This window comes from Methyloceanibacter caenitepidi, from assembly GCF_000828475.1.
GTDB lineage: Bacteria > Pseudomonadota > Alphaproteobacteria > Rhizobiales > Methyloligellaceae > Methyloceanibacter > Methyloceanibacter caenitepidi.
This window is the reverse complement of the sequence record NZ_AP014648.1, coordinates 2723836-2739445: the sequence shown is the minus strand read 5'-3', so window position 1 is coordinate 2739445 and position 15610 is coordinate 2723836. Positions and strand designations below refer to the sequence as shown.

The following is a 15610-nucleotide window of genomic DNA, read 5'->3' as shown; positions in this document are numbered from 1 at the left end:
TTTCGTTGCTTCACCAAAAGCCCTGACTATTGTCAAAGCCACGGGGGACGTTGCACCGCGAACACAGCGTGTCAGCAGCATCCTAAACAACGAAATCAAGTCGTCAGGGACAGGCGAAAAGCAGGAGACTGGATAATGGCTCGGCGTGAAATTGCGGGGATCTTCAAATCTACGGTTTTGGGAGCGGCACTCGTTGCGGGTTCCGCCCTTGCGGCACAGGCGCAAGATCCTGGGGACCAGGCATTCGGCCCCTTCGGCGGTGGTTCGGGCAATCAGCTCGAGCTTAGCGCCACCACGGCTTTCACCACGGACTATGTGTTCCGTGGTATCTCTCAGACCAATCAGAACCCGGCCGTTCAGGGTTCGCTCGATGCGTCCTACGGCATGTTCTACCTCGGCATGTGGGGCTCCAACATCGACTTCGCTGACAGCATCGAGATCGACTACTACGGTGGTATCGCTCCGACGATCGGCGGCTTCGACCTCGATATCGGCGTGCTGTGGTACACCTATCCGGGCGCCAGCGGGACCGACATCGTCGAAATTAAGACGGGCGGTTCGTACACCTTCGGTGATGCCTTCACCCTCGGCGTGACGAACTACTGGGGTACTGACTCCGACTACGACGTTCTTGAGGTCGGCGGCGAGTACGTCTTCGGCAACAAGTGGTTCAACTTCTTCGATCCGAGCGTCAGCGGTTTGGTCGGCTTCCAGTGGGCCGATGCCGGTACGGATTACACCTACTGGAACGTGGGTCTGACCCTCGGCTTCCTGGACAACTGGGCAGCTGATGTCCGCTACTGGGATACCGACCTGAGCGATATCGGTTGCGGTGGCGCACCGGGTCGCGGCGACAACTGCGACGGTCGCGTCGTCGGTACGATCAGCGCATCGTTCTAAGACTTACCCAAACACTACCTTCCAAAGGGGCGCCGTTTCGGCGCCCCTTTTTCTTTTTTCGTGCGCGTTTTCAGCCAACCCTTAAGTTCGAGCGATGACGAAATCGGAAAAGGGGGCTGAGATTCCCGGTTCAGACTCAGGGCAGGGTGGCGTTGCCCCTGCCGGAGCAGATGCCGTCGCCAAGATGGACGCCGTCGCCAAGGCGCACGCGATCTACACGCCCGCCTCGTTGTCGTTTTACGATCTTGCGGTTCACGGCCTCTCCAATCGGATTGCATGGCGTTGTCCGACGTCGAACATCGTCGGCCTTTACCGGCGGCATCTGTCGGCAAACCACCTGGAGGCCGCGGTCGGTACCGGTCTTTTTCTCGACCGTGCCGGCACAGCATTCGACCGCCTGGTCTTGCTCGACATCAATCCGCACTGTTTGAGCGTGTCGGCGCGGCGGCTGCGGCGGTTCGACCCGAAGTGCCGGCAGGCGAACCTTCTGGAGCCCTTGTCTTCGGATCTGGCGCCGTTCTCATCGGTGGCGCTGACCTACGTGCTGCACTGTCTGCCGGGGTCCATGGCGGAAAAGCTCGTGGTGCTCGATCACCTCAAGCCGCTCATGGCACAAGACGCACGTCTGTTCGGCGCCACGATTCTGGGTGATGGGGTGCGGCCCAACGGGCCCGCCCGAGCACTGTTCAAGATCTATAACGAGCGGGGCGTCTTCAATAACAGCGAGGACAGCCTGGCCGCCTTGACCGAAGGTCTGAAACGCCGCTTTGCGCATGTAGACGTCGAACAGCGCGGCCTGGTCGCGTTGTTCGTTGCGTGCTAGGGGCCCCGTCGCCGCTTTTGAAGCGACCGCGTGTCGATGCGGACGCCGCCCAGCGTACTTAACTGGATTCGAGCGGTCCGGAGACCTAGCCGGTGTGGCGATCGGCCTTGTCGACCTCCTCGTCGGCAAGTCCTGCCTTGAAGCTCTTAATACCCTTGGCCACGTCTCCCATGACGTCTGATATCTTGCCGCGGCCGAAGAGAAGCACAAACAAGGCGATAACGACTGCGATTTGCCACCAACTCGGTCCCATAGATTGTCCTCTTACTTCCTTGAACGTGTCTTTGAATGTGTGGGGTCAGACCCTCTCGAGCCGGACCTCGGTGCTATGAACGGTCGTGTTTTCGGCAAGGTCGCTTTTGCGGCCGGAGACGAGCGCGTTGATATTGGCGTCGGTATCTGTCGTGCCGGGCCACCGGCCCTTGTAGACAATGCCCATGCCGGGCTGTGCGATGTCCGAGACTGCCACGGTCAGCGCCAACCGTCCGATGTCGTTCACCAGAACGATCGGATCTCCGTCCACGACGTCGTACTCGGCCGCGTCATCCGGATGAAGAACGATCGATGGCGTGCCCAGCTTCTTCTGGATAACCGGATCGTTGCCGTAGCTCGAGTTCATGAGCCAGGCCGATGCGGGCGAAACGATCCGCAGAAAGCCGGGCTGAGCCCGCTCGTCCGCATGGGCGGTCGGCGCGCGTGGAAGTCCCAGCTCGACCGCAGCGTCGTTGGCGAGCTGTATGCGTTTCGACTCCGTCGGAAACGATAGGTCCGGGAACTGGGTTTGGGGCTCGTCGAAAAGCGTGACCGTCCCGGCCGCAGCCAGGTCCGAGAAGCTGCCGGGGTAAGGCGTTTGCTCGAGCAGTCTCTCGATGAGATCGGCTTCATTCTCGAAGAGAGCGGGTTCCTCATAACCCATCGCGCCCGCCAATCGCCGGAATATCTCATGGTTCGGCAGCGCGTCCCCGGGAGGGTCGACGGTCTTCACCTGAGCCGACAGCGTCAAATCGAAATACGACAGGACGAGATCGTTACACTCGAGAAAACTCGCGGCCGGAAGAACGACATCCGCATAAGACGTCGTGTCCGTATGGAAGAGTTCAACGGCAACATGGAAGAGGTCGTCGCGCAACAAGGCTTTGCGCAGACGCCGCTGTTCCGGCGAGGACGCCGCCGGATTGCTGTTCCATGTCACCAGCGCGTTCGACAACTCGGACTGTTCGAGAGTCGCTGCGAGGTCCATATGGCTGATGGACGGGGTCGCGCCGCGCGCGAGTTCGGGCATCGCGACCATGTCCATGTCGATGCCGCGGCAATCGGGACCGTTCAAGTAGAGGAAGCCCGCGCCGGGCTTTCCGACATTTCCGCTGAAGGCCACAAGGGCGGAGAGGACGCGGAAGACGTTCCCGCCATATGTCTGACGCTGCACGCCCTGTCCAAGCCAAAGCAACGAGGGGCCCTCGGCGTAGGCGCGAGCCGCCTTATCGATCAAATCTGCCGGTACGCCACAAAGCTTCTCCGCCACGGCCGGGGTCGTGCTGTCGATCGTCTCCATGAGCGCCTTGGCGCCAAGCACATGCGCGTCGACGAACTCCCAGTCGATCAAGCCGCTCGACTTCATCACATTGAGAAATGCAAATCCCAAGGCGGCGTCCGTGCCCGGGCGAAGCTTGAGAAACAGGTCCGATGCCGTAGCCGTCGCGTGCTCGATCGGGTCCACGACGATTATCGTCGTTCCGGCAGCGGCGGCTTCAGTCAGGAAGCGTTGGTCCTGATGTGGGGCAGAGTGGGACGGATTTGCGCCCCAGACGAGGATGCATCGCGAATCCCGCGCCGTGCGTGGATCAAAGCCGACAACCGATGTGCCGAATGTGAGGTCCAAAGCCGCATGGCCCGCCTTGTTGCACACAGTGTCGGGGTCGACCTCGGTCGCACCTAAGCGGTGAAAGAAGCGCAGTGGAAACGCAATATTTATCAGCCCGACCGTGCCCGTATAGTGCGTATGCAGAATAGTGTGTGCATTGCCTTGATCGACAAGCTCCGTGAAGCGCTCGGAGATTTCCGCGAGTGCTTCGTCCCAGGAGATCGGAACGAACTTTCCCTCACCTTTCGGTCCCGCACGCCGCAGTGGAGAGGAAAGGCGGAGCGCTGGGTCGCGCCAGGCGCCATTGTAGGCAATAGCGCATTTGCCACAGAGTTTGCCGCGCGAAACCGGATGGTCCGGATCCCCGATAACCTTGGTGATGGACCCGTCTCGCGTATGCACGGCTATTCCGCACGCGTCATAGCAGTCGCGCGCGCATGTCGTTTTGATGACCGTTTCACTTGGCACGATGAATCCTCGAAGGACTTGCTCAAGGTTTCATCGCCCGATCCTGCCAAGTGGTGATTTGGAAGTCTAATATATTCCCGTACCCCCTAGGAGTTACTCACTCAAGAGGATTGCCCCGCCGTCGTTCCAACACCGAAACTACCGAGCATCAGAACGATATCGGCCCGATTTCGAGGCCGGAAAACTGGTGGCGCAACTCGCGGTTGGAAGCTTGGGCATCATGAATAAGCGAACTGAGCTTCATACAGCCTACCGCGCCGCGCCGCCCATTCTTCACCCATCAGCAATGCGTTTAGCAGGCAGACCGTTCGCTCTTGCGGTCGCGCCGTCACTTGACGTGGAGGGACTAAATGACAAGCAAATTCACGATTAGTCGCCGCGACTTTCTCGCAACCACGGCGGCGGTAACGGCCATGGCCGGTGTCTCGATGCCGAAGTTCGCCTTCGGCGCGGACAAGGTGGTCAAGATCGGATTTCTCGCGCCCTTGACCGGTGAAGTCTCCGCCTGGGGCAAGCCCGGCCTGGACGGCTGCAAGATTTGGGCGGACTGGGTCAACGCGGACGGCGGCGTCAAGATCGGCGACGAGGCCTACAAGGTCGAGTTCGTCGCCTATGACGACGAATACGATCCTAGCAAGGCACGGACCGGCGCGGTGAAGCTGATCAAAGAGGACGACGTCAAGTTCGTCATGATGCTGGGCGGCGATCCGTGGCCGGGCGCCGCTCCGATCGCGGACAAAGAGGAAATGTTGTTCTCGACCCTGCTGCCCAGCGATCTGAGCCCCGAGACGGAGCTCTTGGTTGCGCCGTGCGAGGTGCATCCGATCTACAACGTGACGGGCGTTGAGTGGCTTGCCGAGAACAAGCCGGAGCTCAAGACGGCCGTCGTCTGCGCACAGGACGATTCCCTCGGCAAGCCTTCCGTGGCGACCTACCTCGCCGCCTTTGAGGCCGCCGGCATCGAGGTCCTCGACGAGCCCATCTTCTTCGACCCGGCGACGACCGACTTCGCGCCCCTCATGTCCAAGATGCTGGCGCTGAAGCCGGACATCATTTGCCTGGATACGTGCTATGCGGACTATGTGCATCCGCTGGTGGAGCAGGCGTTCCAGCAAGGCTTCAAGGGGCAGATGATCTCGTGCACGGCGGACTTCTATGAGAAGCTGGTTGAGAAGACGTCCAAGGAGTTCATGGAAGGCTTCATCTTCCAGTTCCCAGACTTTGACGACCCGGCCATGAATGCCGAGCACGTCAACTTCAACAAGCCGAACGACTTCTACAATGAGTATGTGAAGCGCTACGGCAAGGGCGAGTGGAGCGCGGTGTCGTGGGAGTACGCCTCGATCATGGATCTTTGGGCTGACGCTGCGGGACGCGCCGGAACGACCGAGCCGGTCAAGGTGCTCGAGGCCATGAAGGTCGGCGGCACCGGGCGCCAGGCGTTTGGCGAAGCCAAGTGGTGGGGCAAGGAGCTGTTCGGCATCGACAACGCGCTCGTTGGCGAGTGGCCCGTCGTGGCTATCAAGGACGGCAAGGCGAAGATCCAAGACTTCAAGTCCATCCCCGCCTGGTGGGACAAGCATAGCGACCTGATGATCAAGCACATGAAGGCGCTCAATCAGATGTACTATCAGCGCGGCTAAACAGACTGGGCGCAGGCTGGTTCGCCAGCGCGGCGCGCGCTTGACCATCGCCAAGGCGTTCCGTGAGCGGTGCGGATCATCCAGAGCCATACTTTCTGTGCACACGACTGCCAGCGCCCGGCCCCATATTGGGCCGGGCGCGAGGCGGAGCGATATGAGATGACAGCAGAACTTTTCTTTCAGACCGTCGTCAATGCGACCTATGCCGCGAGCTACATGGCACTCATCGCGGTTGGATTCGTCCTCATCTTCGGCGTGATGGGCGTGGTCAATTTCGCGCACGGCGAACTCTATATGGCAGGGGCGTATACCGTCGTCGCCCTCTATGCCGACCAAGGATTTCCCTTCTTTCTCTCGGTCGCGGCGGGGCTGGCCTTTGTCGGGGTGCTCGGGCTTCTCATGGAGCTCGCTCTGTTCCGACCCTTGCGCGACAATCCACTGGGCGGCCTGATCGCCTCGATCGGCTTTCTTCTCATCCTGCAGACGATTGCGGTTCTCGGATTCGGCGTGCGGATGAAGAACGTGCCTCCGTCGACCCAGGACAAGCTTGTCTTCATGGACGGTGTCGTTCTGACCTACCAGAGACTCTATGTCATCGTAGCTGCTGTCGCCCTGCTAAGTGCGCTTTGGATATTTCTGCGTAAGAGCAAGTTCGGCTGGGCATTGCGAGCCTGTGCCCAAGATCGGGAAGCGGCCGTGCTTCAAGGAATGTCGATCAACAACACGGCACGCTTGGCGATGTTCATTGGCGCGGCGCTTGCCGGCGTTGCCGGTGCCCTGACGGCGCCGTTGGTTTCTCCGACACCCTATATGGGGCATCCCGTCGTCGTTTCCGCCTTCATCATCATCATCGTCGGCGGCCTCGGTTCCTTGGAAGGGGCCGTGTTGGTCTCGATCCTCTACGCGTTCGTCCATACCTTCGTGACGACGCTCTACGACGGCACCCTGGCGAATATAGTCGGTCTCCTCCTGATGCTCGGGGTCCTCATCGTGCGGCCGACAGGACTATTTGGAGCGAAAGAACGTGCATAAGCCTGACAGTCACTCCGTGAACCTCGCTGCTGCGTTTGGGTTCGTACTTCTGGCAGGCGTCCTCGTCGTGCTTCCGCATCTCCTGTCGTTCTCGCAGCAGGAGGTTCTGGTCCTGCTCGTGATCAACGTGCTGCTCGTCTGCAGCTACCGGCTGCTGACGCTGACAGGCGAATGGTCTCTGGCCCACGCCGTCATTATGGGGGTAGGGGCCTATACATCGGCCCTGGTGGCAAAGAAGCTTTCGGTTCCGGTCCCGCTCGCAATGCTGGCCGGCGCCTCGATGGCAGGATTCCTGGCGTTTCTCCTCAGCTTTCCGTTGTTCCGGATGAAGGGGTTCTATTTCCTCATTGCATCGTTCGCGGCCGGCGAGGTCATTCGCCTCTCGTGGAAGTGGAGCGACCTCACGTTTCTGTTCGGCGGTCCGAAGGGCATCAAGCGTATCCCCTCCTTTCCGGACTTTCTCTCGATCGATTTCTACGAGCCGGTGAACTACTACTATCTCTGCCTGATCGTCGTAACGATCTCACTTCTGATTCTGTATCGCGTTGAGAAGTCGCGCATCGGGCTCACCTTTCACGCCATTCACTGGCAGGACAAGCTGGCCGAGTCTGTCGGCGTCAACACGTTCCGCTACCGGACGCTCGCCTTCGTCTTTTCGGCATTTTTCGCCGGTCTCGCCGGCGCGCTCTATGCGCACTATGTGGGCGCAATCGCGCCCAACAGGTTCAGCGTCGAGGAGATGGTCTACATTCTGATTTGGGCGATCGTCGGCGGCACGGCGACCTTCTACGGTCCCATCATCGGCGTCGTGGTACTCACCATTGTCAACGAGATCGTGCTGCGGTCTCTCGGTGTCGAGGAGATGCGGCCGATGTTCTACGGCGCTCTCCTGATCATCGCGATTCTGTTCCTGCCCGACGGCCTAGAGAGCCTGGTTCCGAAGATCAAGCGGCTGTTCGGCAAACGGGACAAAGAGAGCAACGGATCTCTCGCGTCGCCCCAGATCGCAGAGTGAGGATCGGCGGGGCTGGCGCGTTAGCCGGGCCCGCGGCGCAAGAGCAATAGCGCGCCGCGCAACGGGCGGACGGGAAGCCCAGTTCTCGATCAGTTGGGAAGAGCCGCGCTAGCTGCGCGGTTCGGCCGCCGGCGCAAGCAAGAGCTGACCGGCTGCCAGCAGTTTGCGGGTATCATTCAACATGGCCGGCCGTTCGCGCCGCCAGGCCGTGAACACGGCCGCGTCGGGTGCGATGAGCGTGTCTGGATTGTCCCTCAAAGCCTCCAGGCGCGTTGCCGCGTCCTTGGCGATAGCGTTCCACCGCTTCTGCCACAGTGCGCGGTAGGTGTCGCGGTGAAGAGCCTCCATGCGGAGGTGGAACATCGAGCTGCGGGCGACTCTGGGCGCCTGCATGCGGGCGATCCAGGGATGGGCCCCACGCCAGGTCTCAAGAGCCTTTGCGGCCAGAGCGGCGAGGTCGTTCTTGTCGCCAGTCAGCGCAAGACATATCCCGAAGTTGGCAAGGCTCGTGCCGAGCCGCGGGTCGATTGGTTCAAAGGTCTCGCGTGCCAGCCGCAAGGCGCTGCCCGCCTTGTCCTTCGCCTGCTCGAAGTCTCCTGCACATGCGGCCGCGACCGCTTCCTCGCTGGTGGCTTCCCAGGACAGATCGTCCTGGCTCCAGCCGGCGTTGACGAGCTCCTGCAGACTCCAGATTTCAGGCGCCGAGGTAGGCTTTTCGAACATGGTCATTGTCGTGCAGCTCCCGTGCGGGTCCTTCCAGCGCGATTGTTCCCGTCTCGAGGACATAGGCGAAGTTCGCAAGTTTGAGAGCGAGCTCGGCGTTCTGTTCGACGAGGACGACGGGAACGCCGCGATCCACGATGTCGCGAATGGCGCGTGCCATCTCCTGAACCATGACCGGCGACAGCCCCATGGAGGGCTCGTCGAGGATCAGCATTCGCGGCCTGGACATCAGGGCGCGGCCGATCGCCAGCATTTGCTGCTCGCCGCCGGAGAGCGACCGAGCCCACTGACCCCGGCGCTCTTCCATGCGCGGGAAGCGCTTGAACACGTCGCGCAGGTCCGCTTCAATCCCGTCCTTGTCCGACCGCAGAAAAGCACCGGTTCTAAGGTTTTCTTCAACCGTCAGGTCGGGGAAGACCCGCCGCCCTTCGGGCACATGTGCGATCCCGAGCGCAACAATCTTCTCCGGCGCCAGCCGATCGATGCGCTGGCCGTCGAAAATGATCTCGCCATCGCTGATCCGTACGAGGCCGGAGATGGCGCGCAAGGTCGTACTCTTGCCGGCGCCGTTTGCGCCGACGATCGTGACGATGCCCTTGTCGGGAACAGCCATGCTGACACCCTTCAGGGCCGCCACCTTGTTGTAGTGGACTTTGATGTTCTTGATCTCAAGCAGCATCGATCGCGGTTCCCAAGTAGGCTTCAATAACGGCGGGGTTGGTGCGCACTTCTTCCGGCGTGCCTTCGGTCAAGAGCGTCCCGAAGTTCAGTACCGTGATGATGTCGCAGAGGCCCATCACCGCCTGCATGTCGTGTTCGATCAGCATGATCGTGACGCGCTGCTCCTCGCGGATGCGCCGGACCAGTTGGATCATCTGCCGTGTCTCTTCGGGGTTCATCCCGGTAAAGGGCTCGTCCAGCAGCAGCAGCCGCGGTTCAGCGGCAAGCGCGACCGCCAGTCCGAGGGCGCGCTGGTGACCGTGCGACAGGTTCGCCGTCAGCTCGTCCGCTAGGTGGGCGAGGTTGAGGAACTCGAGTATCTCGTACGCCTTGGCCCTCGCGGCCGCCTCGATGTTGCGGTCCGTCCCAAGGATCCGGCTGACCACGCCGGCCTTCGCGCTGCGGTGGCATCCCAGCAGAACGTTCTCGATCACGGTGAATTCGTGGAACAGCGTGGTGCCTTGGAATGTGCGGATGAGACCACGCTCGGCAAGCGCGCTGGTCGGCCGGCCGGAAACGTCCTCGCCGCAATAGAGGATCTTTCCCCGAGACGGCGGGTAGAAGCCGCTGATGACGTTGAAGGTCGTCGTCTTGCCGGCGCCGTTCGGACCGATCAACCCGTGGATCGTGCCCTCGCGAACGGTCAAGCTCAGATCGTTGATGGCAACGATGCCGCCGAAGATGCGGCCAAGATCGCGTACCTCGATAATAGGCGTTTGTGTCTGCATCATCGGCGTGTGCGTTGTCCCCGGAAAATCAAGTCTTGTCGAGATTTAGCACAGCTTCACAGAGCGCTGCATTCTTACAAGATCGTACCTCTTAGGAGTTACTTCGATCAGAGCATTGCTCGCTCTTGGCTGATGCGGGACGCTTCGTGCGGACAACATAGCTTCAATGACGCGAATAAGACGGGCCATAGAACCCGTCCGTGGCAGGGACGATCGAGAGCCGGTGGCCGTAGAAGACGTAGGACAATACGCCGGCGAAAGCCCGCATTCGCTGCAGAGGCAGATTGGTTGGCGGGATGCCTTCTGGGTCGCCAGTGGCGTCCCGGCCCTGGTTCTCTTCACCATGGGCGGCGTCGCCGCCACTTCGGGCAAGGCCTCTTGGCTCGTTTGGGTCGCAGCCATCACCGTGGCCTTCATCCAAGCCTTTACCTACGCGGAAATCGCGGGCCTGTTCCCAGGCAAGTCCGGCGGAGCAGCCATCCATAGCGCGATCGCCTGGTCGCGATACGGCAAGCTGTTCGCCCCGATTGCGGTGTGGTGCAATTGGTCCGCGTGGTCCGTGGTGCTGTCGATCGGCGCCGGTCTTGGTGCCGGCTACGTCCTCAACCTGTTTTTCGCCCCGGACGCCGCCATCACAAGCTGGCAAATCGTGCTGGCCGATCTCGGATGGCTGAAGGAGGGGCTCACCTTACGCATCAACGCGACATTCATCGTGGCGGCCACGCTGCTGCTCGGCTGTTTCGCGATCCAGCGCGGCGGCATCCTTCAGTCTGCGCGTGTGACGATGCTGCTTGGGATTGCTGCTCTCGTGCCGCTCATTCTGATCGGCATCGTTCCGCTGTTCACCGGCGACATGCCGCGCGAGAATTTCTTGCCGCTGGCCCCGCTGGCCTACGACGCGGCCGGTCGAGCGGTTGACGGCACCTGGGACAAAGCGGGTTGGATCGCCGTCAGCGGCGCCTTGTTCGTTGCCTTGTGGTCCGCCAACGGGTTCGAGACGGCCGCCTGCTATACGCGCGAATTCAAGGACCCGGCCCGCGATACGTTTCTGGCGCTGATGTCGTCGGGGCTGTTGTGCGTCGGCGTCTTTACGCTCGTGCCGCTGGCCTTTCAAGGCTCGCTCGGGATCGAAGGGATGATCGCGCCGGGCATCCGCAGCGGCATGGATGTGGGCCACGTTCTGGCCGACATCCTCGGTGGCGGCGTAGTTCTGGAAACCATCGTCGCGGTGCTGCTGATCCTCGCAATCCTGCTCTGCGTCATGACGGCGATGTCGGGTGCAGCGCGGACGTCCTATCAGGGGTCGGTCGAGGGATGGCTGCCGCGTTACCTCTCCCACGTGAACAAGGCAGGCGCGCCGACAAACGCGATGTGGACGGATCTGGTTCTCAATCTGGGCCTACTCCTGATGTCGGACTACATCTTCGTCCTGGCCGCGACCAATGTCTCCTACATGGTCTTCACGTTTCTCTACGTGAACGCTGGCTGGATACACCGGCTCGACCGTCCCCACTGGGTGCGGCCTTATCGGGTCCCAAAGGTCCTGCTGATCGCCGGCATTCTGATGTCGTTCGTCAACATGGCGGTGGCCGGGCTCGGTGCGAACATATGGGGGCAGGGCACCTTGCTGACCGGGTTCATCATCGCGTTCCTCGCCGTGCCGTTCTTCATCTACCGGCACTATGTCCAGGACAAAGGCATCTATCCGGAAAACATGGCCGAGGACATGCATCTCGGACCCGAGGCGGGGGTGGCGACACGTGGGGGTCTGCTGCCCTATCTGGCACTCGCCGGCGCGGCGGCCGTCACGCTAGCCTGCCATTTCTGGGCATCGAGTTGATCGCTGCCGAGCACGGTTTCTGCCGAAGGCACAAAGGGAAAGAGCCGGCCGCGTGACGTGCACGCAACCGGCTCTCGGTACCACCCGCGGCCAGTAGTGCAGGCGGCACTCGGGGCTGCTAGTCCTCAACACGCAGTCGCATCGGGTCGTAGAACGGGGTTTGCACCACCGTGCCGGTGCAAATGCCCGGTTCGCCGCCCAATGTCACCTGCGTGCCAAGTCCGGTGCAGTCCGGGAGGAGATGAACCATAGCTAGGGACTTCATGAGGTACCGGCTAAAACTCGAGCTGGTGACGACACCGACGTCTTTGCCGTTCTTGAAGATGCGCGTGCCGGGTTCGACCGCGTCGTCGGTGTCACATACGATGCCGGCCTGTTTGATGCGCTCTCGGCCGCGAAGGAAGAGGACCGCCTGCTTGCCGATGTAGTCCGCTTGCTTGTCCTCGTCGATACCCCAGCCCATGTTGACTTCCCACGGAGTCGTGTCGCCTTCAGGCATATCGTAGGGGAAGAACAGAAGCGTGGACTCGACGCGGATGAGATCGAGCGATGTCCAAGAGGCGGGCACGACGCCGAACTCTTTGCCGGCGGCCAGAATGCTGTCCCATACCTCGCCGGCATCCGCCGAAGAGCAATAGACCTCGTAGCCACGCTCCCCGGAATATCCGCAGCGGCCGATAATGACGTCCTTGCCGAACAGGGTCGTCTTCGCGTGATTGAAGAAGGGGAGCGTTTCCAGCGCCATGGGCGTATGCGGGTTCAGCGTCTTCAGAGACGCCGGACCTTGCAGGGAAAGGACATGGGTATCCCGGTCCCACTCGACGGAGACGTTCTTGCCTTCCGACACCTTCTTGAGCTGCTCGGGCGTGGCGCCGCTGCCGTGGGTGACGCGGTATTCGTCCGGCCCATCGCAAATAATCATGATGTCGTCGACGAGGGCGCCGTTTTCGTTCACTTCGGCGCCCAGCCGAGCCTGGCCCGGGGCGATCGTGGAAACGTCGATGGCCACGAGACCATTGAGCGTGGCGACGGCGTCCGGCCCAGTCACCCGCACGATGTTCAGCGCGGAGACGTCGTAGAGTCCGGCGCAGGTCCGTACCGCCACGACTTCGTCGTTCGGATCGGTCGCATAGCTCCACGGCACGCGCATGTCGCACCATGTCTCGCCGTCGAGTTTCGATCCCAGAGCTTCGTGTCGACTGTTCAGTGCGGAATTTCGCGTGCTCATGTCGCCCCAACCGTGTGCGTGATTTCGATCAAAACCGCGTCGTGGCGGCTATCCGCAGTGTCGAAGTGAACACGCCGAATGACAATTACTCTCGTGGAGGTAGGCCATTCTGAATAAGCGCGCGGCTCCTGCCATGCGCCGGACGGCGGCTAACCCCAAGTGGGTATCCATCCAAGGGAATTGGAATTGGGCCGAATTGGCCGAGACTTGCACTGCCAAGATGTCTCGGGTTGGGCGGCCGCTCCGGCACATAACAATAAGCCGGACTAGACTTTTCCGGGCTCTGGCTGGTCGAGAATAGCGGTTGAGCGGAGCTGATCTCCCCACCGCCAGATAAAGGGAGATGCACTCCATGGCGAGTGACTCGAAATACGACATCCTTTTCGAGCCCATCAAGATCGGGCCCAAAACCCTCCGCAACCGCTTCTATCAGGTGCCCCATTGCATCGGCGCCGGATCGGACAAACCGGGTTTCCAGGCGGCGCACCGCTCTCTGAAGGCTGAAGGCGGTTGGGCTGGCATCAACACGGAGTACTGCTCGATTCATCCGGAATCGGACGATTGCCATCGCGTATCCGCCCGAATCTGGGACGACGGCGATATCCGTAACTTGCGTGCGATGACCGATCACATTCACGCCCATGGCGCGCTGGCCGGTGTGGAGATGTGGTACGGCGCGGCGCATGCGCCCTGCATGGAGACACGCTGTACGTCCTATGGACCGAGCCAGTTCAACTCGGAATACGAGAACCTGACCTATTGCCACGAAGCCGATCAGGACGACATCAACCGGCTGCAGCAATACTACGTGGACGCCGGCATTCGCGCGCGCGATGCGGGCTTCGACATTGTCTATGTCTATGGCGCGCACTCCTATCTGCCGCTTCAGTTCCTGTCGCCTTACTACAACCGGCGCACCGACAAATACGGCGGCTCGCTTGAGAATCGCGCGCGGTTCTGGCTCGAGACGCTGGAAAAGGTGCGCAACGCAGTCGGTAAGGATTGCGCGATTGCGACCCGCTTCGCGGTCGACACGCTTTACGGCGACGCCGGCGTCGAGGTCGAGGAAGACGGCATCAAGTTCGTCGAGCTGGCCGATCCGCTGGTCGACGTCTGGGACGTCAATGTGGGCGACATCGCCGAATGGGGCGAGGACGCTGGTCCGTCCCGCTGGTACCGCATGGGCCATCAGATCCCGTGGCAGAAGCACATCAAGGCGGTTTCCAAGAAGCCGGTGCTTGGCGTGGGCCGTTTCACCGATGCCGAAAAGATGGCTCAGGTCATCCGTGCCGGCGAGCTCGACATCATCGGCGCAGCGCGGCCGAGCATCTCGGATCCGTTCCTGCCTCAGAAGATCGAGGAAGGCCGCTTCGACGACATCCGCACCTGCATCGGCTGTAACGTTTGCATCTCGCGGTGGGAAATCGGCGGTCCTCCCTTCATCTGCACGCAGAATGCGACGGCGGGTGAAGAGTACCGCCGCGGCTGGCATCCCGAGAAGTTCCCCAAGGCCGAGTCGGACGACTCGATCCTCGTGCTCGGCGCCGGCCCGTCCGGTTCGGAAGCCGCGCGCGTCCTCATGGAGCGGGGCTACACCGTTCACCTGGTGGACAAGGCCGACAAGGTCGGCGGCTGCGTCAACACGATCGCGACGTTGCCTGGCCTCGGCGAGTGGAGCTATCACCGCGACTACCGTGAGACCCAGATCAACAAGCTTCTCAAAAAGAACAAGGACTCCCAGGTCGCGCTCGGCGTGAAGCCCATGACGGTCGACGACTGTCTCGACTACGGCGCCGACAAGATCATCGTGGCGACCGGTTCCCATTGGAACACGGACGGTACGAGCGGTCTGACCCATGAGCCGATCCCCGGCATCGACGCAACGACCCAGGACTGGTGCGTGACGCCCGAACAGATCTTCGAAGGCAAGAAGAAGATCGGCAAGAAGGTCGTGGTGCTCAATTGCGATTGGTACTACATGGGCCCAAGCCTTGCGCAGCGGCTCAAGGAAGCCGGCCACGACGTCACCATAATCAATGGCGTGCAGATGGGCCGGTACATGGAGTTCACGCTCGAACTTCCCAACCTTCACCGCTGGTTGCACAACAACCATGTCGAGATGATCGACGGCGTCTGGGCCTCTCGCGCAGAAGAAGGCCGTATCGAGATCTACGACATCTACGGCGACGGCTGGAAGCGACAGTACAAGGGGCCCGGCCAGCTGCCGCGCGATGAGAACAAGACCCAGCGCTGGGTCGACTTCGACACGCTGGTGCTCGTGACCGGCCGTTCCTCGGACGACGAGATCTATCGTGGCCTGAAGGCGCGGAAGAGCGAGTGGGCAGAGAAGGGCATCAAGGGTGTGTACGTCATCGGCGATGCTTGGGCGCCCAAGCTCATTGCCGATGCGACCTTCGATGGACACCGGATCGCCCGCGAGATCGAAGAAAACGATCCGCAGCATCCGAAGCCGTATCGCCGCGAAGTGGCTGTCTGGGGTGAGCCCCATATGCCGGGCGGCGCCGTCGAAATTCAGTACCAAGAGTAGAACGACTTCGTCCCGGGCGGTTCTCTCCCCCCGCCCGGGACGATCTTTCAACAACGAACTTTAGGGCTTTGGCGCAAACGA

General features: G+C 61.4%; 13 protein-coding genes. 7 read left to right on the top strand and 6 right to left on the bottom strand.

Going from position 1 to position 15610, the window contains the following annotated elements:
- The first annotated feature begins 135 nt into the window (after positions 1-135).
- Together GL4_RS12955 and GL4_RS12950 are read left to right on the top strand one after the other, a co-directional pair.
- Positions 136-900, top strand: coding sequence for a TorF family putative porin (locus GL4_RS12955; RefSeq protein WP_082025662.1), 765 nt, complete (start codon positions 136-138; stop codon positions 898-900).
- A 94-nt stretch (positions 901-994) separates the two neighbouring features.
- On the top strand, positions 995-1723 hold the full coding sequence (locus GL4_RS12950) for a class I SAM-dependent methyltransferase (protein ID WP_197539042.1): 729 nt from the start codon (positions 995-997) through the stop codon (positions 1721-1723).
- An 85-nt stretch (positions 1724-1808) separates the two neighbouring features.
- On the opposite strand, the gene GL4_RS12945 is transcribed toward GL4_RS12950, so the two are convergent.
- A complete protein-coding gene (locus GL4_RS12945) occupies positions 1809-1976 on the bottom strand; it encodes a twin-arginine translocase TatA/TatE family subunit (protein ID WP_045368141.1) in 168 nt (55 codons plus the stop codon).
- A gap of 45 nt (positions 1977-2021) precedes the next feature.
- A complete protein-coding gene (locus tag GL4_RS12940; protein WP_244462618.1) occupies positions 2022-3986 on the bottom strand; it encodes a molybdopterin-containing oxidoreductase family protein in 1965 nt (654 codons plus the stop codon).
- A gap of 416 nt (positions 3987-4402) precedes the next feature.
- Here GL4_RS12940 and GL4_RS12935 point away from each other — a divergent pair, with 416 nt between their 5' ends.
- From GL4_RS12935 to GL4_RS12925, 3 genes are all read left to right on the top strand, one after another.
- Positions 4403-5695, top strand: a complete 1293-nt coding sequence (locus GL4_RS12935) for an ABC transporter substrate-binding protein (protein WP_045368139.1) — start codon at positions 4403-4405, stop codon at positions 5693-5695.
- Positions 5696-5854: 159 nt separating this feature from the next.
- Entirely contained in the window at positions 5855-6727 is an 873-nt protein-coding gene (locus tag GL4_RS12930; protein WP_045368138.1) for a branched-chain amino acid ABC transporter permease, read from the top strand.
- Positions 6720-7742: a branched-chain amino acid ABC transporter permease gene (locus GL4_RS12925; RefSeq protein WP_197539041.1), complete on the top strand. Its 1023-nt coding sequence runs from the start codon at positions 6720-6722 to the stop codon at positions 7740-7742. Before GL4_RS12930 ends, GL4_RS12925 begins: the two co-directional genes overlap by 8 nt.
- Before the next feature lie 108 nt (positions 7743-7850).
- Here the strand turns inward: GL4_RS12925 and GL4_RS12920 are convergent, their stop codons facing one another.
- From GL4_RS12920 to GL4_RS12910, 3 genes are read right to left on the bottom strand one after another with little or no spacing between them, the layout of a single operon-like run.
- Positions 7851-8471, bottom strand: a complete 621-nt coding sequence (locus tag GL4_RS12920; protein ID WP_052464506.1) for a hypothetical protein — start codon at positions 8469-8471, stop codon at positions 7851-7853.
- On the bottom strand, positions 8437-9141 hold the full coding sequence (locus GL4_RS12915; RefSeq protein ID WP_244462720.1) for an ABC transporter ATP-binding protein: 705 nt from the start codon (positions 9139-9141) through the stop codon (positions 8437-8439). Before GL4_RS12915 ends, GL4_RS12920 begins: the two co-directional genes overlap by 35 nt.
- Entirely contained in the window at positions 9134-9916 is a 783-nt protein-coding gene (locus GL4_RS12910) for an ABC transporter ATP-binding protein (protein ID WP_244462617.1), read from the bottom strand. The genes GL4_RS12915 and GL4_RS12910 overlap by 8 nt, the downstream gene beginning before the upstream one ends.
- Before the next feature lie 220 nt (positions 9917-10136).
- Between GL4_RS12910 and GL4_RS12905 the strand changes: the two genes are divergently transcribed.
- The gene (locus tag GL4_RS12905) at positions 10137-11753 is read left to right on the top strand and encodes a trimethylamine N-oxide permease (RefSeq protein WP_045368132.1); all 1617 of its coding nucleotides are present in this window, start codon (positions 10137-10139) and stop codon (positions 11751-11753) included.
- 118 nt (positions 11754-11871) lie between these two features.
- Here GL4_RS12905 and GL4_RS12900 read toward each other — a convergent pair whose 3' ends face one another.
- Entirely contained in the window at positions 11872-12981 is a 1110-nt protein-coding gene (locus tag GL4_RS12900) for an aminomethyl transferase family protein (protein WP_045368131.1), read from the bottom strand.
- A gap of 352 nt (positions 12982-13333) precedes the next feature.
- Between GL4_RS12900 and GL4_RS12895 the strand changes: the two genes are divergently transcribed.
- Positions 13334-15529, top strand: coding sequence for an oxidoreductase (locus tag GL4_RS12895; RefSeq protein WP_045368129.1), 2196 nt, complete (start codon positions 13334-13336; stop codon positions 15527-15529).
- Positions 15530-15610 lie beyond the last annotated feature (81 nt).